Here is a 22569-nt window from a genome sequence, read left to right as displayed (position 1 = left end):
CTTATTATATTTATGGGAACAGGGGGGCTTGAACCAGAGTTTGAAGGCCTGAGGCCTCAGCTTTGAGCGTCGCGGATCATGTTTCGGGCGATCACCAACTGCTGGATCTGGGTGGTGCCTTCATAAATGCGGAAGAGGCGAACGTCCCGATAGAAGCGTTCGATGGCGTATTCGCTTACATAGCCTGCGCCACCATGGATTTGTACGCAGCGGTCGGCGACGCGTCCGCACATCTCAGTGGCGAACATCTTCGAGCAGGAGGCTTCGGTACCAATGTTCAGGCCCAAGTCGCGTTTTTTTGCCGCATCCAGGACCATGCAGCGTGCTGCGTAGATTTCCGCCTTACTGTCGGCGAGCATCGCCTGGATCAGTTGGAACTCGGCGATCGGCTTGCCGAATTGCTTGCGCTCAATTGCGTATTGCAGCGAGTCCGCCAGCATGCGCTCGGCTGCGCCGACGCTCAGGGCTGCAATATGCAGGCGACCTTTATCCAGTACTTTCATGGCAGTTTTGAAACCCACGCCTTCAACACCTCCGATTAACTGGCTGGCTGGAACGCGGACATTTTCGAAGATGACGTCACTGGTGTGAGCGCCTTTCTGTCCCATCTTGTGATCGCGTTTACCCAGGGAGATACCGGCCGTGTCGCGCTCTACGATGAATGCACTGATGCCGCCGGAACCCTTGATGTCCGGGTTGGTGCGCGCCATTACGGTGAAAATGTCGGCGTGGGGGGCGTTGGTGATGAAGCGCTTGGTGCCGTTGATGATGTAGTGATCGCCATCGCGCACGGCACTGGTTTTCAGCGAGGCGGCATCGGAACCTGAGTCCGGCTCGGTCAGGCAGAAGGCGCTGAGTAGCTCGCCCGAGGCCAGGCCTGGCAGGTATTTGAGTTTCTGCTCCTGGCTGCCGTCGAGCAGAATGCCGATGGAGCCGATACCATTATTGGTGCCAATGTAGGAACGGAAGGCTGGAGAGGTGCGCCCCAGTTCGAAGGCGATATTTACCTCTTCTTCCATGGTCACACCCATGCCGCCGAATTCTTCCGGGATAGTCAGCCCGAACAGCCCCATTTCTTGCAACTGGACAACGATGTCGTCCGGGATATTGTCGGTCTCGGCAACCTCGTTCTCCCTTGGGATCAGCGCTTCGTTGACGAACTGGCGAAGTGAATCCAACAGTATCTGTAGGGTTTCGGTATCACGGATCATGTGCGCTCCTGAGGCTCGCAAGCGAGCCGGTTTTTTAGGGCGCCGTTACTCCGTTGCGTCAGCGAGCAGCGGCGCTAATGTTGTTGACCATATTGATCAGGCGAGGCCCGATATCGTCCACGAGCTGTTCACGGGGTAGCTGAAAGCTCGGTCCACCGCAGTTGAAGGTCAGCAACCCGTACTGCGGGTGCAGCAACGGCACGGCAACGGAGTTAACGTCACGATGCCACTCACCGATCGACAGGCAGAACCCGTAGTCGGCGAAATCCCTGAACGCTTTGTCCAGTCCCTTGCGGATGGCTGGCCATTGCTCCGATTCGCGCTGGCGAATGTGGTCAAGTAGAAACTCCCGCTCTGTTTCCGGCATTGCTGCCAGGCAGGCTCGGCCCACCGAACTCTGTGCCAGCGGCAAGTAGCTGCCGATCTGACGGCGCATGGTCATGTTGCCCTGACCCTGAACCACATCCAGGTACACCATTTGAAGTCGATCACGGGCGGCCATGGCGACGGCCGCCTGAGCGTGATTGGCCAACTCCTCCATCAAGGGATGAGCCACCGTGCGAATCGCCAGATTCGACAACATGGCGTAACCGAAACCCAATACACCCACGTCCAGCTGATACTTGCCTGAATGCACTTCACGTTTGAGGCAGCCCAGCCGCATCAGCGTATTGGTCAAACGCGTCACCGTCGGTTTGGGCAGCCCGGTCATCCGCGCCAGGTCCTGATTGCCGAGCACGTTGTCGCGCGGGGTGAAACACCTCATCAGCTCAAGTCCGCGTGCTAAGGCAGTTACGAACTGGCCACTGCTTTCGTCTTCGCTCAGCGCGCTGGCGGGATCTAGCATGCCCATCTTCAGTAAGCCGATTTCATCCGTTCCTTTCGACTTGTCCACGGCCTGGTGATCAGCCTTGTTGCGACCCATGGTAGAACCTCGCTTTCGATAAATGCAAGAAAATAAAATACAGTTTCGTCAGGCGAAATTGTATTCGGTGCATTAAAAAAAACCAATATTTTTATTTGTCTAATCTAAGTAACTGTAAATAAAGGATTAATACAGATTTATTGGTTTTCCTGTTTACAGAAATTTAGAAGCGTATCTATGATTGATCGTAATTACGGTATTCAGTTTCGTATAGCGAAACAAAAATAAGAGGTAGGTATGGACTCTCAGCTTAAAGCTGTAGTGGATCTGCAAATTCGCGATGATGCCGTCGCTGTCGTACGGATCCAGCGACCCGAGGTCAAGAACGCGCTCAATAGCGCAGTGCGCGAACAGTTGGCAGAAATCTTTCGCTCGCTCGCCAACAATGAACGGGTGCGTGTGATCGTCCTCACGGGTGGTGAACAGTGCTTTGTCGCCGGTGCCGATATCCGTGAGTTCGCCAAGGCCAGTCCTATCGAGATGTATCGCCGCCACACGGAGTACTTATGGGAGGCCATCGCTCGTTGCCCTAAACCTGTGATCGCCGCAGTGAATGGTTTTGCACTCGGGGGGGGCTGCGAATTGGCGATGCACTGCGACATCATCGTTGCAGGGCAATCTGCACGCTTCGGTCAGCCGGAGGTCAAGCTTGGCCTGATGCCGGGAGCCGGTGGCACCCAACGTCTGATTCGCGCAGTCGGCAAATTCCAGGCAATGCGTATCGCATTGACAGGCTGTCTGGTCGCGGCCCCCGAAGCGCTTGCCATGGGCATGATCAGCGAGGTGGTGAGTGATGAACGCACAGTGCCGCGAGCACTTGAGCTGGCTGCTGAAATAGCCGCCTTGCCGCCACTGGCTGTGGCTCAGATCAAGGAAGTGATGCTGCTTGGTGCCGACTTGCCCCTTGACAGCGCCCTGGCGTTGGAGCGCAAGGCGTTTCAGTTGCTGTTCGATTCCAGGGATCAGAAAGAGGGTGCCAGTGCCTTCCTTGAAAAACGCAAAGCCACCTTCTCGGGAGAGTGATTCATGACACGCGAGATCAACCATATGGCTGTGGTGGGGGCTGGCATCATGGGCATGGGCATTGCCCAGATTGCAGCCCAGGCCGGTATTCAGGTCCTGCTCTTCGATAACCGCGAAGGCGCCGCCCAGGCCGCTCTTGATAACCTGAAACAGACGCTGGACAAGCTGGTGGGCAAGGGCAAGGTTCTCGGAGCTGACGCACGGGCCACACTCGATCGCCTGCAGGTAGCGGCTGCTCTGAGCGAGCTCAAGGACGTAGACTTGGTAGTCGAAGCCATTATTGAGCGACTCGATGCCAAGCAGGCTTTGCTCGCACAGCTTGAAGCCGTCGTCGGTGACGATTGCATTCTGGCAACCAATACCTCGTCGCTGTCCGTTACCAGCATCGCGCGCGGATGTCGGCATCCCGAACGTGTTGCGGGATTCCACTTCTTCAACCCGGTACCGCTGATGAAAGTGGTGGAGGTGATCGACGGCTTAGCCAGCGATCCGCTGGTCGGTGACTGCCTGCAGGCGTTGGCGGCGCGCATGGGCCACCTAGGTATTCGGGCCAAGGATACGCCCGGTTTCATCATCAACCACGCGGGTCGCGCCTATAGCACCGAAGCCCTGCAAATTCTCAAGGAAGGCATTGCCGAGCCTGCGGAAATCGACCGCATCCTGCGCGAGGGCTTGGGTTTTCGCATGGGGCCACTGGAGCTATTCGACCTTACGGCTCTGGACGTATCTCACCCGGTGATCGAGTCTATCTATAACCAGTTTTACCAGGAACCGCGTTATCGCCCGGCGGCGCTGACTCGGCAGATGCTAGACGCCGGGTATGTCGGCCGTAAAGTGGGACGCGGGTTTTACCGGTATACCAACGGGCAAATGATCGATCCGCCGTCGGCGCAGCCAGTGCCGGTTGTCGAGGCTATGCCACCGGTATGGCTTGGTACCGAGAACGAGGAGGATCGTGCCACCTTGAGTGCGCTGCTGGAAGCGTTGGGCGCGCAGGTGGAGCAGGGTGTCACACCGAGCAGCGAGGCGCTTTGTCTGCTCGCGCCCTACGGCCTGGATGCCACTGCTGCCGCTGGCCTGTTCGCCACCGACCCGACACGCACCGTGTGTATCGACCCGCTGCTCGACCCTCGTCGCTACCGCACGCTGATGCCGACACCGGCCACGCGAGTCGATATGCGCGATGCAGCTCATGCTTTGCTGGCACGCGATGGCGTCGGCGTCAGCGTGATCAATGACAGCGTTGGTTTTGTCGCCCAACGCGTGCTGGCAATGATCGTCAATCTGGCTGGCGACATCGTCCAGCAACGCATCGCCAGTGTTGACGACCTGGATGAGGGCGTCCGCCGTGGCCTGGGTTATCCGCAGGGTCCGCTGGCCTGGGGCGATAGTTTCGGAGCAAAGCGCTTGCTGACCATTCTCGAACGTATGACCGAGCTGACTGGGGATCCTCGTTATCGCCCAGGCCCTTGGCTGCGCCGCCGAGCGGCTCTGGGCCTATCGCTGCGCCATATTGAACCGACGCTCAACTGATCTCTGACATTCAGGAATTTTCCATGCTCGACGCCTATATCTTCGCAGGGCTACGCACCCCCTTCGGCCGCCACGGTGGGGCACTTGCACCGGTACGTCCGGACGATCTCGCTGCTCACGTTATCCGCGAACTGCTCGCCCGTCATGCCATTCCCGGTGATGCCATCGAGGACGTGATTCTTGGCAACACTAACCAGGCGGGAGAGGACAGCCGTAACATCGCTCGCCATGCTGCGCTGCTTGCCGGACTGCCGGTGACGGTACCGGGGCAGACGGTCAATCGCCTTTGCGCCAGTGGCCTGGCGGCGGTGATCGACGCGGCACGTGCGGTCACCTGCGGGGAAGGTGATCTGTTCATCGCTGGAGGCGTGGAAAGCATGTCCCGCGCGCCATTCGTCATGGCCAAGGCGGAGGCAGCCTACAGCCGCGAGTTGACGGTATTTGACAGCACTATCGGCGCACGCTTCCCCAATCCGAAAATCGTTACCGAGTTTGGCAATGACAGCATGCCGCAGACCGGTGACAACGTGGCCCGCGATTATGGCATCGACCGTGCTCAAGCGGACCTTTTTGCCGCAGGGTCCCAGGCCCGATACGAAGCAGCGCGATTGTCCGGTTTCTTCGCGGACGAATTGCTCGCGGTGAGCGTACCCACCGGTCGCAAGACACCGCCCAATGTCGTAGAGCAGGACGAACACCCCCGCCCGCAATCTGATCTGGCGGCCTTGGCGCGGCTCAAACCCCTGTCCGAGGGCGGCGTGGTCACTGCTGGCAACGCATCGGGCCTCAACGACGGGGCCGCTGCGCTGCTGATTGGCTCCAGGGTTGCAGGGGAACGCCATGGTCTGGTGCCGATGGTTCGCATTCTATCTGCCGCCGCTGTGGGCGTTGAGCCTCGCATCATGGGCGTCGGTCCGGTCGAGGCGATCCACAAGGCCTTGGACCGCGCCGGGCTGAGTCTGGCGGATATGGACATTATCGAGATCAACGAAGCTTTCGCTTGCCAAGTACTGGGCTGCCTCAAGGGCCTGGGTCTGGCCTTCGATGACCCGCGTGTCAATCCCAATGGCGGCGCCATTGCGGTCGGCCATCCATTGGGCGCGTCTGGCGCGAGGCTGGCACTCAGTACCGCCCGCGCGTTGCAAGTGAGCGGCAAGCGCTACGCAGTCGTCAGTCTGTGCATCGGTGTTGGCCAAGGGCTGGCGATGGTTATCGAGCGCGTATGAGCGCGGCAAACAAAGGTGAAATGAAATGGGTGCTTTGACTGGATACCGCGTGCTTGATCTGAGCCGTGTGCTGGCCGGTCCCTGGTGTGGCCAGACCCTGGCCGACCTGGGGGCCGAAGTGATCAAGATCGAACGGCCTGGTGTGGGTGACGATACCCGTGGCTGGGGGCCACCGTGGATGAAGGGCAAGAACGAAGAGGTTACCTACGAAGCCTCCTATTACCAATCGACCAACCGCGGCAAGTTATCGGTGGCGCTGAACCTGGCCAGCACCGAAGGCCAGGAGTTAGTGCGTGCACTGGCCACTAACTGCGATGTACTGATCGAAAATTACAAGGCTGGCTCACTGGCCAAATACGGGCTGGACTATTCAAGCTTATCCAAAATCAACCCGCGTCTGGTCTACTGCTCCGTAACCGGCTTCGGTCAGACCGGCCCACGCGCTGATGAGCCAGGCTACGACTTCATCATCCAGGGCATCGGCGGACTGATGAGTATCACTGGCGAACGTGACGATCTACCGGGGGGCGGTCCGCAGAAAGTTGGAGTGGCATTCTCTGACCTGATGACAGGGCTTTACTCCACCGTAGCCATTCAGGCCGCATTGCTCAGTCGCGAAAAAACCGGCTTGGGTCAGCACGTCGACATGGCTCTGCTTGATGTGCAGGTCGCCACCCTGTGCAACCAAAGCCAGAACTACCTGGCCTCAGGGAAGCCACCGGGGCGCTATGGCAATGCTCACGCCAACATCGTTCCTTATCAGGTGTTCCGTTCCAGTGATCGTGATTTCATCATTGCCTGCGGAAATGACAGCCAGTTCATCTCCTTGTGCGACGCCATCGGTCTCTCTGAGTTGCCCCGAGACCCGCGTTTTGCCCGCAACGCTGACCGGGTGACCAATCGCGAGGAGATCATCAGCATTCTGTCGCAGCACTTCCTCGGCGACAGTGCCGATGAGTGGGTGAAACGGATTCACTCGCAGGGCGTGCCAGTGGGAGCGATAAACAGCATCGCCCAGGCGCTGGACGAGCCGCAGGTAAAAGCACGAGACATGCTGGTAAACATTCCTCACCCACTGAATCCAGACTTTGTCACGGTTGGTAGCCCCATTAAGTTGTCGGGCACGCCGGTGGAGTACCTGCGTCCCGCGCCGATGCTGGGTGAGCACACGGACGAAGTTCTCAAGCGCCAATTGGGTCTTGGTGATGTACGCCTGGCCGAATTGAAGGCTCAAGGCGTGATCGAGCAGCTTGGCGACCGCTGAACATAAGCACCCCGAGCATGATCAGGTGCTGTCGGGGCAAATTTTATAAATGGAACCTGCCATGAAAGTCCTCGTAGCTGTCAAACGAGTGGTCGACTACAACGTCAAGGTTCGCGTCAAAGCGGACAACTCCGGCGTCGATCTCGCTAACGTCAAAATGTCGATGAACCCCTTCTGCGAAATCGCTGTGGAAGAAGCCGTCCGCCTTAAAGAAAAAGGCGTTGCGACCGAGATCGTCGTCGTTTCCATTGGTCCGACCACCGCTCAGGAGCAACTGCGTACCGCATTGGCTCTGGGTGCTGATCGCGCCATTCTCGTTGAGTGCGCCGACGAACTGAACTCCCTGGCCGTGGCCAAGTTGCTCAAGGCTGTGGTCGACAAAGAACAACCGCAGCTGGTGATCCTGGGTAAACAGGCCATCGACAGCGACAATAACCAGACCGGCCAGATGCTGGCTGCACTGAGCGGCTACGCCCAGGGCACCTTCGCCTCTAAAGTAGAAGTGTCTGGCGACAAAGTCAGCGTCACGCGTGAAGTCGACGCCGGCCTGCAGACGGTGTCCCTGAGCCTGCCAGCGATCGTGACCACAGACCTGCGTCTGAACGAGCCACGTTACGCCTCCTTGCCAAACATCATGAAAGCCAAGAAGAAGCCTCTTGAAGTGCTGACTCCGGACGCTTTGGGCGTTTCTACCGCCTCCACGACCAAAACCCTGAAAGTTGAAGCGCCGGCTACCCGCAGCGCAGGCATCAAGGTCAAGTCGGTGGCTGAACTGGTCGAGAAACTGAAAAACGAAGCGAAGGTAATCTAAATGACTATCTTGGTTATTGCTGAACATGAGAATGGTGTCGTTGCCCCGGCAACCCTGAACACCGTGGCTGCCGCTGTAAAAATCGGTGGTGATATTCACGTACTGGTGGCCGGTGCCAACGTTGGCGCGGTTGCCGAAGCAGCAGCGAAAATCGCTGGTGTTTCGAAAGTTCTGGTTGCCGACAATGCGGCCTATGCCCATCAGTTGCCGGAAAATGTTGCACCACTGATCGTGGAGCTGGGCAAGTCCTATAGCCACATCCTGGCTGCGGCCACTTCCAACGGTAAAAACACCCTGCCACGCGTTGCCGCGCTGCTGGATGTCGATCAGATCTCCGAGATCATCGCCGTTGAAAGTGCTGACACCTTCAAGCGTCCGATCTATGCCGGTAACGCCATTGCGACGGTTCAGTCTTCGGCTGCCGTCAAAGTGATCACCGTGCGTGCCACCGGTTTTGATCCGGTTGCTGCTGAAGGCGGTTCGGCTTCGGTCGAAGCCGTTTCGGCTGCTCACGATGCTGGCAAGTCCACCTTCGTTAGCGAAGAACTGGCCAAGTCCGATCGTCCAGAACTGACGGCTGCCAAAATCGTCGTTTCCGGCGGTCGTGGCATGCAGAACGGCGAGAACTTCAAACACCTGTATGCCTTGGCTGACAAGCTGGGCGCTGCTGTGGGTGCTTCGCGCGCCGCAGTCGACGCAGGTTTCGTACCCAACGACATGCAGGTCGGTCAGACCGGCAAAATCGTTGCGCCACAGCTGTACATTGCGGTCGGTATTTCCGGGGCGATCCAGCATTTGGCCGGTATGAAAGACTCCAAAGTGATCGTTGCGATCAACAAGGATGAAGAAGCGCCGATCTTCCAGGTGGCTGATTACGGCCTGGTGGCTGACTTGTTCGAAGCGGTTCCTGAGCTGGTTTTGACCGTCTGATACAGGTCAACCCTGGCCATTGAGTGCGACTTGGGGGCTGGTTTAGTAGCCCCCAAGTCGCATGCGCTATTTGTGCATACTCAAGCAGCATGCGTGTGTCAGGGCTAAAGCATTTGAAACATAGAATTGACATACTGAAAAAGATAATTTCTTGAGCCTTACAAAAGTCTTAAAAACCAAAAATACAAGAAAGTCTTTGATGGAGTGGAAAAATAATGCGAGAGAGCATTGGCTCCAGCTCACTTGGAGGCATAAGGAGCAGACATTAATATGAAAGAATTGATCTCACCAGAACAAATACCACAGTGGATTCCGGGTGACCTTACCTTGGACAGTGCTCCCTTATCTTGGGAAGGCATGGCGCTTAAGGGGTATCGCTACTCCGATTTGGACGTTGCGATACCAGAGATGCGTGATTTCATGATCGTCATCTATAAACGCGGCATAGCCGAGATGAGTCGGCGTAGCAGCGGGCGATGGCATTCCGAAACGGTCGAGCCCGGCGTCATGTCGATCCTCACCCGTGGCGAGCAATCGCAATGGCGCTGGAACAAACCGATCGATGTTTCCCATCTGTACCTGTCACAAGCCGCCGTCGCGCGTGTCGCAGGCGAGGTGTTCGAGCGCGACATCAAGGATATCGAAATGTGCGATCTGGTCAGCACCAAAGATCCGGTTCTACCAACCTTGGTGGCGATGCTTGAACATGAATTGAAAGAGGACGGGCTTGGCGGGAAACTCTACGTGGAGTCGCTGAAAAACCAATTGTGTATTCATATATTGCGCCGCTACGCGAACATCATTTTTCGTGAGCATCGCGCCTATGGGAGGCTCTCGTCGGCACAGTGCGGGCTCCTTGTCCAATATGTGAAAGAGAACATCGAGCAGAACATTTCGCTTGAGGATCTGGCCGGGCTGACACACCTCACCGTATTCAGTCTCATCCGGAAATTTCAAAACGAGTTCAACTGTTCGCCGCATGCCTATGTGATGCGGCAACGGATTGAGCATGCAAAGCGGCTACTTGCGCGCCAGGATATGCCGTTGAAGGTTATCGCTGCCAGTAGCGGATTCTCCGACCAGAGCCACATGACGCGCCTCTTCCGAAGCTTTTTCAACATGACGCCCACTGAGTATCGTCGTTCGACTGCAATGCGTGGATTTAAAAAATAACCCCCAGCGATGGGGCATTTGAGGAAGTTCTACGTGCACGAACGCGCGATCATGACGCCGCCATTTCGGATGCTATTGCGCATCAAAGGCGGCGTTTTGCAAGGTAGTTGTCGCGTCAGCTGTGTTTTATGCGGCTATTTTCAGTGTCGGTAACTCCCTTTCCGGATTGAGTGTGACCGCGCCGATGGGCTGCCAATTGCGTGTCGCACCTGACCAGCGATGTGGATGTTGATTACGAGCTTGCTGATACAGGGCATGACGCTTGGCCAAGATCTCTTGATCATCGCCTCGATGACGCTGCGCCGGGGTCACGAAGCGGATGCGGCTGTGGCGGTGTTGGTGGTTGTACCAGCGGATAAAATCGCGCACCCAGCTGCGTGCCGTGTCCAAATCTGCAAAACCACCAGGAGGCCATTGCGGGCAATATTTCAGGGTTCTAAACAGCGATTCTGAGTAGGGATTATCGTTACTCACCCGTGGTCGTCCGCGTGACGGGGTGATGCCGAGTTCGTACAGTTTGCTCAGCAACGTCACCGATTTCATCGGTGCACCGTTGTCCGAGTGCAGCACTAAGGGCCGTCCGGCGCAGCGTTCGGTGAGCACGGTGCGCTGCATCAGTTCGGCCGCCAGCTCGCCACTTTCTTGCTCGTAAACTTCCCAGCCCACGGCCTTTCGGCTGTAGATGTCCTCGATCAAATACAGATAGTAGTACTTCCCACGCACTGGCGATGGCAAGTAGGTGATGTCCCAAGACCAGACCTTATTGGCTGTGGTTGCGCTGTGAGTTGTCGGCGCAGCATGCTTGTGCGGTGCATGGCTGCGGCCACGTCGGTGCTGCTGATCAGCTTCCTTCAGGACGCGGTAAAAGGTTGCCTCTGAGGCCAGATAACGACCTTGATCGGCCAGTATCGGGACGATCTGGCTGGGCGGCAGGCTGACGAATGGCGGACTGTTGCAGACCTCTAAAATAGCGCAACGCTCCTGTTCACTCAGGGCATTAAGTGGTCGCGGACGTGACGTGGTGGTGCGCACGTCGGCCTGCATCACAGGCGTCAGCGCCCAGCGTTGCAGGCTGCGCAGCGACAGCCCGATCTCCGCGCTGGCAATAGTTTTGCGTGCACCAGAAGCAACGGCTTGGTTAAAACGTTCAACGAGTTGTTGCCGTTCTGGCAGCGAGGTCAGACGTCCTCGCTGTCGTTTCCCCAGAAGGCATTCATCTTTTTTCGCAGCACCAGAATCGCGGCGGTTTCTGCGAGCGCCTTGTCCTTGCGCCGCAGTTCACGCTCCAACTCGGCGATGCGTTTTTTGTCGGCGCGCGCCTGTTCTCGCTCGGCCTGGCGCTGTGCCTGGGCTGTTAGCTGGCCACTGATGCAGGCCTGTCGCCAAGCGCCGATTTGCTCGGGGTACAAACCCTTGCTGCGACAGTATTCGCTAAGCTCGATCTCGCTCAACGTGGCCGTGTGCAACACCGCTGCGAACTTGGCTTCAGCCGACCAGTTATCGGCACTGCTTTTATCTCCGGGCACCACTGCGCCTCCTGCTTTGAGCTTGGTTCGCCAAGCATACAGGGTGGCTTGAGAGATGCCTTCTTGACGCGACAACTCGGCCACGGACATGTTTTGAGGCGGCAGCAATTTGTTGATAAGGGCCGCTTTACGCTCAGGTGAATAGCTCGACATTACAGCTCTCTTTGACGCCCCCGATCTATCGTTTTGATAAATCAGCTCAAGCGACAACTAGCCTGACACCGGGGGAAGGATGCCTCTTCAAACCAATCCTAATTTGCGCAGACAGAATATAGTTCATCTTCGCCTAGAAGAGGAACAGCTTTCCATCGTCCGGACTGCGATCCAAAAAGAAAGGATAATGCTGAAAAACTTAAAACTTAAGGAAACTCTGGAAAAGACTTTCAAATCTGGTGAAATACGCCTGTCCCACGAACTGAACGGTTGAGCCCCGATGAAGCAAATGTCCTTCGCTGATGCCGAATACGCTGGCAAACGTAAGCAGACCCGCCGCGAGCGTTTCCTGATTGAGATGGATCAGGTCGTGCCCTGGAAAGGCCTAGTTACGTTGATCGAACTGCATTATCCGAAGGGTGAAGGCGGTCGTCCGGCGTATCCGTTGATGGCCATGCTGCGGGTTCATCTGATGCAAAACTGGTTCGGCTACAGCGACCCGGCGATGGAAGAGTCCCTCTACGAAACCACGATACTGCGCCAGTTTGCCGGGCTGCATCTGGATCGGATTCCGGATGAAACCACCATCCTCAACTTCCGCCGGCTGTTGGAAAAACATGAGCTGGCCGGTGGAATTTTGCAGGTCATCAACGGCTATTTGGGCGACCGAGGTTTGCTGCTACGCCAAGGTACTGTGGTCGATGCGACGATTATTCATGCGCCCAGTTTGACCAAGAACAAGGACGGTAAACGCGACCCCGAAATGCACCAGACAAAGATGTATGGTCAGCCCACCTCCCGCAACCCAGCGTGATGAACGGTAAAACATGCTTGCGCTAATGTATCCGGGCTCATGGTGAGCACAGTCATTAGCGCTCGGCCCTTGATGAGAAGTCGCTCCCAACAGTCCTTGATAAAAGGATCAGCTACGAAAAAAGCTATCTTCGTCTTCAGGTTTTCAGTCGGGATGTCTGCCGTTTATCGTCATCATCACTGTCGTCGCAAAAGCCGGTAGTAACTCGATTAGGTCAAACCATTTGTTGCACGTTGTAGCTACCGCCTCGGGCTAATACAGCCCAGACGATTCTTGCCATTTTGTTGGCTAGCGCACAGGCGACCTTGTTCGGGGGTTTGCTAGCCAAAAGCTTTCTTACCCAGGCTCCAATTGCATCGTTTCGTTTGTCGATTCGGATCATTAGTGCATGAGCGCCTTGCACCAGCAGGCAGCGCAGATACTTGTCACCGCGCTTGCTGATACCGAGCAGCTTGGTCTTGCCCCCAGTGGAATACTGTCGAGGCACCAAACCAAGTGAGGCGGCAAAATCGCGCGAGCTTTTGTAAGTCGAAGCGTCTCCGACGTCGGCCAAGAGCGCGCTAGCGGTGAGAGGGCCGATGCCGGGGATGCTCAACAAGCGCACGCCCGCATCGTCCTCAGACAATTGCTGCTTGATCTCGACATCGATCGCTTTGATATCTCGAGTCAGGCGTTGGATATCAAGCAGCATCCGCTCAACTGCGTTGCGTAGTCGAATTGGTAGTTCATGGTTTTCCATCAGAGCGGGCACCTGCTCCAGAGCAGCGTATCCAATGGGGAAGATGATGCCGAACTCCAGCAGAAAACCATGCACTTGGTTGATGATTCCCGTGCGATTATCCACCCAAGACTTGCGCAGCTTGTGCTCGGTCGACAGGATCTGCTGCTCAAGGGTCTTTACCGGAACCGAGCGGGTTCTGGGTCGCGACGCTGCTTCGCAGATGGCCTCCGCATCGATAAAGTCATTCTTGTTGCCGGTGATGTAGGCCTTTACATGCTGCGCCGCGATTAATTGCACTCGATGGCCTAAGCTTTCGATCTGCCTAGCCAGCCACTGTGAACCGCCGCAGGACTCCATGGCAATTTTGCAGTTTGGCAACTGCGCCAGATACGGTAGCAATTGGCTACGACTGAGCTTCTTGCGCAAGAGCTGATTTCCTCTGGCGTCCTGGCCATGCAAGTGGAAGGTGTTTTTGCCGATGTCGATACCCAGAAGCGTCACGGTACTCATGAGAGATCCTCCTTCGATAAAGAGAGAAGCCCGGTAAGTTTAGACTCACCGGGTTTCTCGAGCCGGGCTGACCATCTCATTAAAGGAAATCAGTACTATTTCGGGATGAAATCGCACATCGGTGTCGATGCTGAATCCGGTCTGGTGCATAGCGTAGTGGGTACGGCGGCGAATGTGGCCGACGTGACTCAGGTCGATCAGTTGCTGCATGGCGAGGAAACTTACGTCTCTGGCGATGCCGGTTACACCGGCGTGGAGAAGCGTGCGGAGCATCAACATCGCCAGATGATCTGGTCGATCGCAGCGCGACCCAGCAGCTATAAGAAGCATGCAAAAAAGAGCCTGATCGGTCGCATGCGCCGCAAAATCGAATACGCGAAAGCTCAAGTCCGGGCCAAGGTTGAGCATCCCTTCCGGGTGATCAAGCGCCAGTTTGGTTATACGAAAGTCCGCTTCCGAGGCTTGGTGAAAAACACCGCGCAGCAGACCACACTGTTTGCCTTGTCGAACCTGTGGATGATGCGAAAACGGCTGTTGAATGCAGGCGAGGTGCGCCTGTGATGCGGACAATGAGTCCTGAAAAGGGGCTATTCAGCAAAAAAATAGCGAACTGAGAGGAGGAAAGGTCTGATTTTCGATTAAGTCGGCGTTTTTTGAACCTCAAACAGCGAGGCCGTTAAAAACTGCTGCTTACTTCAGACCTTCCTTAAAACTTAAAACTTAAAACTTGGCGGGGTGGGGAGGTAGGGTCGGTTTTTTTCAATGGCCTACTAAAACCCCCGGCTTTGCCGGGGGGTATTTACTGTTGGTTACATGACGCGAAGTAGACGAAAATTAAAACACGTGCAGCAAACGAAAATTAAAGCGCGATTCCTCTTTAAAGCCATTGCTAACACTTAAATCCTTTCCGTACGAAAACAAAAATTGATTCCGCTGATCAATAAAAGTCGATACGGTGAACAGTGCCTTTGTTGTGTTTATTTTATTATCTTGATCGATCCCACTAATAGATGTTTCACCTCCAAAGGAATGAGATAGGCCGATGGCCAGTCTCGTGCCAGGATTCCACTGATAGCTTAAGTGCCCCTGAGCTTGATAGAGTAACTTTTGATTAAGTGATGTATCAGTATTTTCTCCGAAGTACATAGCGTCGCCCGCAAGTTCAATGTTGAATGCGCGTCCAATCCCATGTGTATAGCCGAGCTGCAAGTCATACTTCATGCGATTTTCACCGAGATTCAGCGGTTTGTCTTTGTCGTAGGAGCCGGTCGGAAGAAAGATATACGGCACTACAGCAAAAGAATTTCTTTCGGATTTATTGTCGATCAGCCAAATCGGGGCAAGGAATACTGCATCACCAATTCCAGAAGCATTTCCGAGGGACGATATATCCCCATCAGCTTTCAAATTGCCGAATGGCAGCAAGGCCTCCAAAGCAAAGGGGTGACCACCAAGCGTTGTCCAGTGTACGTAGCGCAGAATTGATATATTCGATTCTAGTTGAGCATTATTTGCTGCGACATTGCCTTTTGCAAACAGCTGATCCCTGTTTACGTGTTGTGCATAAATAATTGCCATGTCGGTACCGGCGGGAGCGGTGTCCCAATCGCCGGCATCAATATCAATTGCGTAAGACGGTAAAGAAACTTCTGCTGAACCTGCCAAAATTACGTTAATTGCAATGCTGGCAAATTTAGACTTGTTTTTTGGTTTGTGATTGATTTTTTTTGCAACGAGTTTCTTGGTTTTCATAGGTGTCCACTTTTGATATTTTTATTTTAAGGTCGGTGCTTTTCTAATCACCCTCGAATTGGTCGCGCGCACGGTGTATCGTGTAGTTCAGAACACGCGGCCGCCGGTGTGCGCCTTAGCCGCTATATAGGCTGAAGGCGACATCACTCGTTCAAAATCTTTGTCCTCGCTGCGTCTGTTTTTCTAAATCCCAGCAATGCCTCGCGACTCAATACTTTCCTTTGCGCGTAAAAAGATCGCTTGCTTCAAACCCGCTCCATCATCACGGCAATGCTTGGCTGCGCATTAGATCTGACGCATTAAGTGCTTGCCGATGATCAGTTGCTGGATCTGGGTGGTACCTTCATACAGGCGCCCATCGCGATAAAAGCGCTCAACCTTGTATCCGTTGACATGCCACAGGTCTGCGCTGATACATGCGCTTGTTGCCACAGTAATCGTCGCCGTCTTTCACGCCGCGATTACTGAGCGCGGCTGCATCCGATCCGACATCGGGCTCGGTCAGTGCGGTAAGAACCAGTTCGTTGGCCACTGCACATTCAAGTCAGTTAATTGAGTTGGGTCACGAATTTGGTCGTGAGGTAGCCGTCGAAGGTTTCGCTACCGCCCTCACTGCCGTAGCCACTGTCCTTGATGCCGCCGAATGGCGTCTCCGCGACGGCGAGCCCCAGATGGTTGATCGACACCATACCGGCCTCAAGCCCACGGGAGATGGTATGCGCGTTCTTACTGGAGGTTGTGAAGGCGTAGGATGCCAGGCCAAACGGCAAGCGATTAGCGCGCTGCAAGGCCTCCTCCACTGTTTTGAAGCGCACGATACCGGCCATCGGTCCAAACGGCTCGTCGTTCATGAAGCGGGAATCTTCCGGCAAATCGGTCATTACGGTGGGTGCAAAGAAGTTGCCGTCTCCCGGTAACGCACTTCCACCTGTCAGGATGCTCGCCCCCCGTTGCCGCGCATCCTCAACAAACCTTTCCATGGTGGTGACGCGACGATGTTGCGCTAATGGCCCCATCTGGGTGCCAGCCTCCAGGCCATCGCCCACCTTCAAGGATTGGGCTTTGGCCACGAAGCACTCGACGAAGCGGTCATAGGCCCCTTCTTGAACAAAAAAGCGTGTGGGGGAAATACAGACCTGCCCCGCGTTGCGGAACTTGAAACCGGCCATTGTTTCCGCAGCGCTGTCGATGTCGGCATCGTTGCACACGATCACCGGCGCGTGGCCACCCAGTTCCATAGTGCAGCGTTTCATCAAGGAACCCGCCAGTGCGGCCAGATGCTGGCCCACGGGGGTCGAGCCTGTGAACGAGATCTTACGCACGATCGGTGACTTGATCAGGTGGTCCGAGATCATTCCTGAGTCCCCCGAGACCAGGTTCAACACGCCAGGCGGTAAACCGGCATCATGGAACAGTTGAGCGATGGCAACCACCGCACTGGGTGTGTCACTGGAGCCCTTGAGGATGACTGAACACCCGGCGCCCACTGCCGCCGCCACCTTGCGGAAGGCTTGACTGAAAGGGAAGTTCCACGGAGAGAACGCCACGCACACGCCAATTGGTTCATGCAAGACTGTCTGTTGCACCTGACTGTTGCGTGCCGGGATGATCCGACCGTAGATACGACGGCACTCCTCGGCATGCCAGTCGGCATGTTCGGCGCAGACGGTCACTTCACCTACGGCCTCGGCCAGGGGTTTGCCTTGTTCCAGCGTGATGTTGCGGCCGATGACCTGTGCACGCTCACGCATCAACTCGCCCACCTTGCGCAAGATCTGGCTGCGCTGCAACGGCGAGCTCTTGCGCCAGGACTCAAACGCGCGCTGCGCGGTCGACAACGCCAAATCCAGATCCGCGTGCGTTGCATGGGGCAATTTGCCGATCGGAAGGTTCGTGGCAGGGTTGAGCACGTCATGTTCACGACGTCCACCGCCTTGAAGGAACTGACCATCAATATAAAGACTAAGCTCGGTATACATGGGGGGACCTTTGAAATTTCAGGGAATGAGGACCGTACGGCCGATCACCTTGCCGTTATGCAGGTCCTGCATGGCGGAGTTGATTTCGGACATAGGACGGCGCGTCACGGGAATGGCAGACATTCCTGTACGCTTGACCAACTTCACCAACTCGTGCAACTCGGCCAGCGAGCCGACATAGCTGCCTTCAATGGTCAGCGGGCGCATAGGGATCACTGGCAGCGACAGGGTGATGTCGCCCCCCATCAGGCCGCAGATGACGATGTGCCCACCACGCGCACAGCTTGCGATGGCCAGGGTTACCGTTGGCGTGGCGCCCACCAGGTCGAGGACTGCACGTGCGCCACCGTCGGTGGCTTGCATTATCTGTTGTGCTGCATCAGTGGCCTTGCCGTCGATGACCGCTAACGCACCAGCAGCGAGCGCTGCCTCGCGCTTGCTCGCGTCGATATCGACCACGACAGCGCCCTTGGCACCCATTGCCTTGAGTACCTCAATGGCCATCAGGCCCAGGCCGCCGGCACCAATGATGACCACCGGGCCTTCATGAATACGATTACCAAACTTTGAGATGGCGCTGAAAGTCGTAACGCCAGCGCAAGCCAGCGGTGCGGCTTCAGCGTCGTCGAGTCCCTCGATATCCACCAGGTAACGTGGGTGCGGCACGATGACGTACTCGGCAAATCCGCCCGCCCGCACCACGCCTAACGCCTGCGGCTTGATGCAGATGTTTTCTTCGCCGCGCTGGCAGGCTGCGCATTCGCCACAGCCAATCCACGGGTGTACAAGGCTGCGCATACCAACCTTCACCTGTCCCGCCTCGCTGCCAGCAGAGATAACTTCACCACATATTTCGTGGCTGAGGGTCATCGGCGGCTTGATTCCGCGATCAGCCAGCATCAGGCGCTTGCCAGCGCCCAGATCGTAAAAACCTTCCCACAGGTGAAGGTCGGTGTGACACAAACCGGCGGCTTTCACCCGCAGCAGCACCTCGGTGCCCTGCGGTTGCGGGATCGGTTTGTCTGTCAGCTCTAGCGGCTGGCCGTGGTGTGTGACGCAATAACAACGCATGGAATGCCTCTTGATTGAAGATAGGAAGTCGAAGCTGCTGAGCGCGAGCGTTTGGCAAGTCGATCATGAAGTCCAAGCCAGATGCGCAGCCCGGCAGCAAGATCAACTCGTCGACCGTGCCTGCGCATTGACGTATGTTCGGTCAGTTGGCGGTGTAGCCGCCATCGACCACCAGCTCTGCGCCATGCACGAAGGACGACTCGTCCGACGCGAGGAAGAGCACTGCCTGTGACACTTCGATTGGCTGAGCCGGACGCTTGAGCAGGGTTGGTCCGAGCAGGGCCGTGCGGATGACGGAGTCAGCCAGCAGATCCCGCGTCATTTGTGTCTCAATTACGCCTGGATGCACCGAGTTGACACGGATGTTGAAGGGGGCCAGATCCACCGCGCACGACTTGGTGAACATGCGTACAGCCCCCTTGGATGCTTGATAGGCGCTGGCACCGGGGGCGCCGACCAAGCCGTAGATGGACGATACGTTGACGATATTGCCTTTGCCTGCTTTCTTCATGAACGGAATGACCGTCCGCGTGCCAATGAAGACACTACGCGCGTTAACATCGAAGGTGCGGTCCCAGTCCTCATTGGTCGTGTCTTGCACAGGCTTCAGAATAAGGATGCCGGCGTTGTTGATCAGCACGTCGATGCGACCTGCACGTTCGATAACCTGATCCACCGCTGCATGCCAGTCAGCCTCGTTCGTTACATCCAGTTTCAGGAAGTCGGCCTTGCCGCCGCTCTTGCGGATACCGGCCACCGTGGTCTGGCCCAATTCCACATTCATGTCTGCCACAAACACCCATGCACCGTGCGAAGCGAGCAGTTCGCTGTGCGATTGCCCCATGCCCATTGCGCCGCCGGTAACGATAATGACTTTGTCTTGTACGCGATTCATGTTGCCCCCCTTAGTTTTCAAGTGATTTTTTACTGAAACTGGAAGCCTTGATAACCTTGATTTCGGACTTCGGTGAGTTGCTGTCGATAGGCACCGAGTCCGGCCATGTAGAAGTACACGGTGTTGGTTTTGCCTGGGATATTGGCGCCGAAAATCCATGACTCTGCTTTCGGGAAAAGCGTCATGTTCGCAATGTCCTGGCAGGTCTTGGTCCAGCAGGCCTCGGCCTCGGGCGTAGGCTCCACCGTCTTGAGGTTCTTGGCATTGGTTTCCTGGATCAGGTCGCTGATCCACTCGACCTGGGTCTCGATTGAAGGCGGCAAGTTGGTGAAGGGGCCGTTGGGGCCTAGTACCATGAACATGTTGGGGTAATTCACGTTCGCAACGCCTAGGTAGCTGGTCGGACCGGCCTTCCAGTGGTCCTGGATGGTCAGGCCTTTACGGCCTCGTATGTCGATCTTGGTGTAGTTGCCGTCCACCGCGTCGAAGCCAGTGGCGAAGATGAGCATGTCCAACTCGTGTTCGACCCCATCGGCTGTTTTCACGCCTTTGGGGGTGATCTCTGCTATCGGGTTGGCCTTGACGTCGAGCAGATTGACATTCGCTCGGTTGAACGTTGCGTAGTAACCGCTGTCGCACAGCGGGCGCTTGGCATACAGTTCACGCGGGGTGAGTTTGCGGGCGATTTCCGGGTCCTTAACAATTTCGGCAATCTTGGCTCGGATGAAGTCCTGCGCGGCCTTGTTGGCACGTTCGTCTGTGGCGATGTCGCAGAAAGTCTCAAACATGAAACGGAAGCCGCCACCGTTTTCCCAGGCTTTCTGGAAGACTGCCTGGCGCGCCTCATCAGAAAGACTCATCGCCGACACGGTACTTTCCTCGAAGCCGAAGGCGACTACAGAGTTCTTTACCTGGTCCCAGATTTTTTCGTAGTTCCTCTTGATGTTGTCGACATATTCTTTGCTGACGGGGCCGTTAGCGACCGGTACGCTGTATTGCGGCGAACGCTGGAACACCGTGAGGTGCTTGACCTGTGGCGCGATCGCCGTGATGACCTGGGTACCCGTTGAGCCTGTACCGATCACGCCTACACGCTTGCCCTCGAATTGAACTCCCTGAGGCCAGTTACCTGTGTGGTGCCACTCTCCCTGGAAGGTCTCGAGGCCCTTGATTTTTGGAATATTGGTGGCAGAGAGAAGGCCAAGTGCAGTCACGATAAACTTGGCGGTGTACGACTCACCGGTGTCGGTGCCTATCTCCCAGAGGTTTGTAGCTTCGTTGAAATGCGCTTGCGTGATCCCTGTGTTGAATTGGATATCCGGGCGCAGGTTGTGGCGATCCGCCACCATTTCGAGGTACTTGAGAACTTGCGGCTGGGTGATGTATCGCGTGGTGATTTCCATCTCCTGCAATAGCTCTTTATCCCACGAGTAGCAGTAAACGCAGGTTTCGGTGTCTGAGAGGGCGCCTGGATAGCGGTTCCAGTACCACGTGCCGCCCACACCACTAGCCTTGTCGAAGACGCGGACCTTGAGGCCCTGCTCGTCGCGCAGTTTTTTCAGCATATACAGGCCGCCAAAACCTGCCCCAACGACGATGGCGTCGAAATTTTTTGTTGTTATCACAGCGTGTCTCCTTATTACGGACAAAGCTCCGCCTTGCGGAAGCCTAGGCCCGCATTAATTGGGTGGAATGATGAAACTCCGGGCAGTCAAATCCGGGAACAGCAAGCGGCTATCCCGTCACGCGGACTTGAACCACTTAGCGATACGGCTGAGTTCGGCATCGGCCTCGCGGGCACGCCCAGCCAAGATCGGGAATACGTGCTGCATGCCGTCCACCACAGAAAGGGTCACGTCCCCGCCAGCGGCCTTGGATATCTGTGCCAGGTCAGTGGCGTTATCGAGCAGCGTCTCTAGCGACCCGACGGCGACATACAGGCGCGGAAAGCCCCGGTAGTCGGCCTTAAGTGGATTAGTAAGCGGATTGGTACGAGACACAGTCTCGCCGAGGAACATGCCCGACATACCCTGCAGAACAGCTTTACTCACCAGCGCATCAGTTGCGTGGTTGGCCTCAAGGGTCTTGCCAATATGCTCCATGTCGAGCCACGGGGAGAGCGCGATGACGGAACCCGGCAAAGCAATGCCGTCGTCGCGCAATTTGAGCACTGTTGCGATGGCGAGGTTGCCGCCAGCCGAGTCACCGCTTGTCGTAATGTTTTGCGCCTTGAAGCCGCGAGCGAGAAGCTCGCGGTACACCGCGGTCGCATCCTCGAGTTGTGCGGGGAAGGGATACTCGGGCGCCCGGCGGTAGTCGATGATGACCGCTGTGACACCCAATTGCTTTGCAAGATGTCCTGCGAGCTTGCGGTGGCTAGCGGCTGATCCCACCGCGAAGCCGCCCCCATGGGTGTACAAAATTACTTTCGAAGAGTCGGCTCCCACCGGCAGCGCCCAGATGGACTCGACTCCAGCGACAACATCTGATTTGTAGGTTACGCCCTCGGGTTCCAAGGTGGGTTGGTGCCATTCGTCAAACAGACTGCGTAAGTCAGCAATTGTCAGATTGGGATTGGCCGCCATACGGTCGGTCCAGGACTGGTAGAGAGCGCGCAGGAAATCTGCTTCGGATGAAGTGTTCATGGTAATTGTCTCTATTATTATTGTGAATACTGAACAGCTACCATGTATTTTGATGATTGAAGTGATGGAGATATTGAACGTTTCTTACATATTTCTTGGATAGAATTGCTAATCTCGGGGCCGTCTAAGAGTCAATATCATCAACTTAAGAAATTTCCCTATATAGATCATATAATTAGTACTCAAATTAGCGCATAGGAGAAACCCTTTCGGCCTCTCAATCCATACTGCTTGACACCGCAGCACGTGGCCGGCATTAAAGACTCCAAAGTGATCGTTGCGATCAACAAGGACGAAGACGTGCCGATCTTCCAAGTGGCTGATTTGTTCGAAGCGGTGCCGGAACTGCAACAGTCGATCTGACGCGTGAAGCGATGAGGCCAGGCGCTATGTTCGTAGCGCCTGGT

The 22569-nt window shown here is 56.1% G+C and carries 18 protein-coding genes and 2 pseudogenes; 10 read left to right on the top strand and 10 right to left on the bottom strand.

The window, feature by feature from the left end; translation table 11 throughout:
* Nucleotides 1-56: 56 nt before the first annotated feature.
* Nucleotides 57-1211 (bottom strand): acyl-CoA dehydrogenase family protein, encoded by a 1155-nt coding sequence (locus tag JN756_RS21010; RefSeq protein ID WP_250690801.1) that lies wholly within the window; start codon nt 1209-1211, stop codon nt 57-59.
* Between the two features lie 58 nt (nt 1212-1269).
* Nucleotides 1270-2136 carry an IclR family transcriptional regulator gene (locus tag JN756_RS21005; protein ID WP_250690800.1) on the bottom strand — a complete coding sequence of 289 codons (867 nt, stop codon included), beginning with the start codon at nt 2134-2136 and terminating at the stop codon, nt 1270-1272.
* A 237-nt stretch (nt 2137-2373) separates the two neighbouring features.
* On the opposite strand from JN756_RS21005, the gene JN756_RS21000 reads away from it, so the two are divergent.
* From JN756_RS21000 to JN756_RS20970, 7 genes are all read left to right on the top strand, one after another.
* The gene (locus JN756_RS21000; protein ID WP_250690799.1) at nt 2374-3159 is read left to right on the top strand and encodes an enoyl-CoA hydratase; all 786 of its coding nucleotides are present in this window, start codon (nt 2374-2376) and stop codon (nt 3157-3159) included.
* 3 nt (nt 3160-3162) lie between these two features.
* Nucleotides 3163-4692 (top strand): 3-hydroxyacyl-CoA dehydrogenase, encoded by a 1530-nt coding sequence (locus JN756_RS20995; RefSeq protein WP_250690798.1) that lies wholly within the window; start codon nt 3163-3165, stop codon nt 4690-4692.
* A 23-nt stretch (nt 4693-4715) separates the two neighbouring features.
* Entirely contained in the window at nt 4716-5918 is a 1203-nt protein-coding gene (locus tag JN756_RS20990) for a 3-oxoadipyl-CoA thiolase (protein WP_250690797.1), read from the top strand.
* A 25-nt stretch (nt 5919-5943) separates the two neighbouring features.
* Complete coding sequence (locus JN756_RS20985) at nt 5944-7182, top strand: CaiB/BaiF CoA transferase family protein (RefSeq protein WP_250690796.1); 1239 nt, start codon at nt 5944-5946, stop codon at nt 7180-7182.
* Between the two features lie 61 nt (nt 7183-7243).
* On the top strand, nt 7244-7993 hold the full coding sequence (locus JN756_RS20980; protein ID WP_219060792.1) for an electron transfer flavoprotein subunit beta/FixA family protein: 750 nt from the start codon (nt 7244-7246) through the stop codon (nt 7991-7993).
* Complete coding sequence (locus tag JN756_RS20975; protein WP_250690795.1) at nt 7994-8923, top strand: electron transfer flavoprotein subunit alpha/FixB family protein; 930 nt, start codon at nt 7994-7996, stop codon at nt 8921-8923. It begins immediately after the preceding gene.
* 270 nt (nt 8924-9193) lie between these two features.
* Nucleotides 9194-10096 (top strand): helix-turn-helix domain-containing protein, encoded by a 903-nt coding sequence (locus JN756_RS20970; RefSeq protein ID WP_250690794.1) that lies wholly within the window; start codon nt 9194-9196, stop codon nt 10094-10096.
* Nucleotides 10097-10222: 126 nt separating this feature from the next.
* On the opposite strand, the gene JN756_RS20965 is transcribed toward JN756_RS20970, so the two are convergent.
* Nucleotides 10223-11775 (bottom strand): IS3-like element ISPpu4 family transposase gene (locus tag JN756_RS20965; RefSeq protein ID WP_250690793.1). Its coding sequence is split into 2 segments (ribosomal slippage): nt 10223-11313 and nt 11313-11775, totalling 1554 coding nucleotides; the frame shifts between segments, so codons are not numbered across the junction.
* 280 nt (nt 11776-12055) lie between these two features.
* Between JN756_RS20965 and JN756_RS20960 the strand changes: the two are divergent.
* Nucleotides 12056-12565 (top strand): annotated as a pseudogene (locus JN756_RS20960) (IS5 family transposase); the annotation flags it as partial.
* A gap of 238 nt (nt 12566-12803) precedes the next feature.
* Here JN756_RS20960 and JN756_RS20955 read toward each other — a convergent pair.
* Nucleotides 12804-13820 carry an IS110 family RNA-guided transposase gene (locus tag JN756_RS20955; protein WP_201021294.1) on the bottom strand — a complete coding sequence of 339 codons (1017 nt, stop codon included), beginning with the start codon at nt 13818-13820 and terminating at the stop codon, nt 12804-12806.
* Between JN756_RS20955 and JN756_RS20950 the strand changes: the two genes are divergently transcribed.
* Entirely contained in the window at nt 13764-14381 is a 618-nt protein-coding gene (locus tag JN756_RS20950) for an IS5 family transposase (RefSeq protein ID WP_442966356.1), read from the top strand. The genes JN756_RS20955 and JN756_RS20950 overlap by 57 nt on opposite strands.
* Nucleotides 14382-14654: 273 nt before the next feature.
* Here JN756_RS20950 and JN756_RS20945 read toward each other — a convergent pair whose 3' ends face one another.
* The 6 genes from JN756_RS20945 to JN756_RS20920 form a co-directional block, all read right to left on the bottom strand.
* The gene (locus tag JN756_RS20945; RefSeq protein WP_201021293.1) at nt 14655-15572 is read right to left on the bottom strand and encodes a transporter; all 918 of its coding nucleotides are present in this window, start codon (nt 15570-15572) and stop codon (nt 14655-14657) included.
* A 548-nt stretch (nt 15573-16120) separates the two neighbouring features.
* Nucleotides 16121-17551 (bottom strand): NAD-dependent succinate-semialdehyde dehydrogenase, encoded by a 1431-nt coding sequence (locus JN756_RS20940; protein ID WP_201021292.1) that lies wholly within the window; start codon nt 17549-17551, stop codon nt 16121-16123.
* Between the two features lie 18 nt (nt 17552-17569).
* On the bottom strand, nt 17570-18622 hold the full coding sequence (locus JN756_RS20935; protein WP_201021291.1) for an alcohol dehydrogenase: 1053 nt from the start codon (nt 18620-18622) through the stop codon (nt 17570-17572).
* 142 nt (nt 18623-18764) lie between these two features.
* Nucleotides 18765-19517: a glucose 1-dehydrogenase gene (locus JN756_RS20930; RefSeq protein ID WP_201021290.1), complete on the bottom strand. Its 753-nt coding sequence runs from the start codon at nt 19515-19517 to the stop codon at nt 18765-18767.
* Nucleotides 19518-19546: 29 nt separating this feature from the next.
* Nucleotides 19547-21142, bottom strand: a complete 1596-nt coding sequence (locus tag JN756_RS20925; RefSeq protein ID WP_268933209.1) for a flavin-containing monooxygenase — start codon at nt 21140-21142, stop codon at nt 19547-19549.
* Nucleotides 21143-21259: 117 nt separating this feature from the next.
* Entirely contained in the window at nt 21260-22162 is a 903-nt protein-coding gene (locus JN756_RS20920) for an alpha/beta hydrolase (RefSeq protein ID WP_201021289.1), read from the bottom strand.
* Nucleotides 22163-22402: 240 nt separating this feature from the next.
* Between JN756_RS20920 and JN756_RS20915 the strand changes: the two are divergent.
* A pseudogene (locus tag JN756_RS20915) lies at nt 22403-22525 on the top strand (electron transfer flavoprotein subunit alpha/FixB family protein); the annotation flags it as partial.
* Nucleotides 22526-22569 lie beyond the last annotated feature (44 nt).

This window comes from Pseudomonas sp. Y39-6 (genome assembly GCF_023651955.1).
In the GTDB taxonomy this organism is placed as follows: Bacteria; Pseudomonadota; Gammaproteobacteria; order Pseudomonadales; family Pseudomonadaceae; genus Aquipseudomonas; species Aquipseudomonas veronii.
The sequence above is the reverse complement of the archived record's forward strand: the minus strand, read 5'-3'. Positions and strand labels throughout refer to the sequence as shown.

Bases quoted from the DNA above. Each gene is read 5' to 3' on its own strand.
- JN756_RS21005 (WP_250690800.1), bottom strand. From the start codon at position 2,136: ATGGGTCGCAACAAGGCTGATCACCAGGCCGTGGACAAGTCGAAAGGA.
- JN756_RS20955 (WP_201021294.1), bottom strand. From the start codon at position 13,820: ATGAGTACCGTGACGCTTCTGGGTATCGACATCGGCAAAAACACCTTC.
- JN756_RS20940 (WP_201021292.1), bottom strand. From the start codon at position 17,551: ATGTATACCGAGCTTAGTCTTTATATTGATGGTCAGTTCCTTCAAGGC.
- JN756_RS20970 (WP_250690794.1), top strand. From the start codon at position 9,194: ATGAAAGAATTGATCTCACCAGAACAAATACCACAGTGGATTCCGGGT.
- JN756_RS20950 (WP_442966356.1), top strand. From the start codon at position 13,764: ATGCAAGTGGAAGGTGTTTTTGCCGATGTCGATACCCAGAAGCGTCAC.
- JN756_RS20945 (WP_201021293.1), bottom strand. From the start codon at position 15,572: ATGAAAACCAAGAAACTCGTTGCAAAAAAAATCAATCACAAACCAAAA.
- JN756_RS21010 (WP_250690801.1), bottom strand. From the start codon at position 1,211: ATGATCCGTGATACCGAAACCCTACAGATACTGTTGGATTCACTTCGC.
- JN756_RS20930 (WP_201021290.1), bottom strand. From the start codon at position 19,517: ATGAATCGCGTACAAGACAAAGTCATTATCGTTACCGGCGGCGCAATG.
- JN756_RS20990 (WP_250690797.1), top strand. From the start codon at position 4,716: ATGCTCGACGCCTATATCTTCGCAGGGCTACGCACCCCCTTCGGCCGC.
- JN756_RS20980 (WP_219060792.1), top strand. From the start codon at position 7,244: ATGAAAGTCCTCGTAGCTGTCAAACGAGTGGTCGACTACAACGTCAAG.
- JN756_RS20920 (WP_201021289.1), bottom strand. From the start codon at position 22,162: ATGAACACTTCATCCGAAGCAGATTTCCTGCGCGCTCTCTACCAGTCC.
- JN756_RS20935 (WP_201021291.1), bottom strand. From the start codon at position 18,622: ATGCGTTGTTATTGCGTCACACACCACGGCCAGCCGCTAGAGCTGACA.
- JN756_RS20985 (WP_250690796.1), top strand. From the start codon at position 5,944: ATGGGTGCTTTGACTGGATACCGCGTGCTTGATCTGAGCCGTGTGCTG.
- JN756_RS21000 (WP_250690799.1), top strand. From the start codon at position 2,374: ATGGACTCTCAGCTTAAAGCTGTAGTGGATCTGCAAATTCGCGATGAT.
- JN756_RS20975 (WP_250690795.1), top strand. From the start codon at position 7,994: ATGACTATCTTGGTTATTGCTGAACATGAGAATGGTGTCGTTGCCCCG.
- JN756_RS20995 (WP_250690798.1), top strand. From the start codon at position 3,163: ATGACACGCGAGATCAACCATATGGCTGTGGTGGGGGCTGGCATCATG.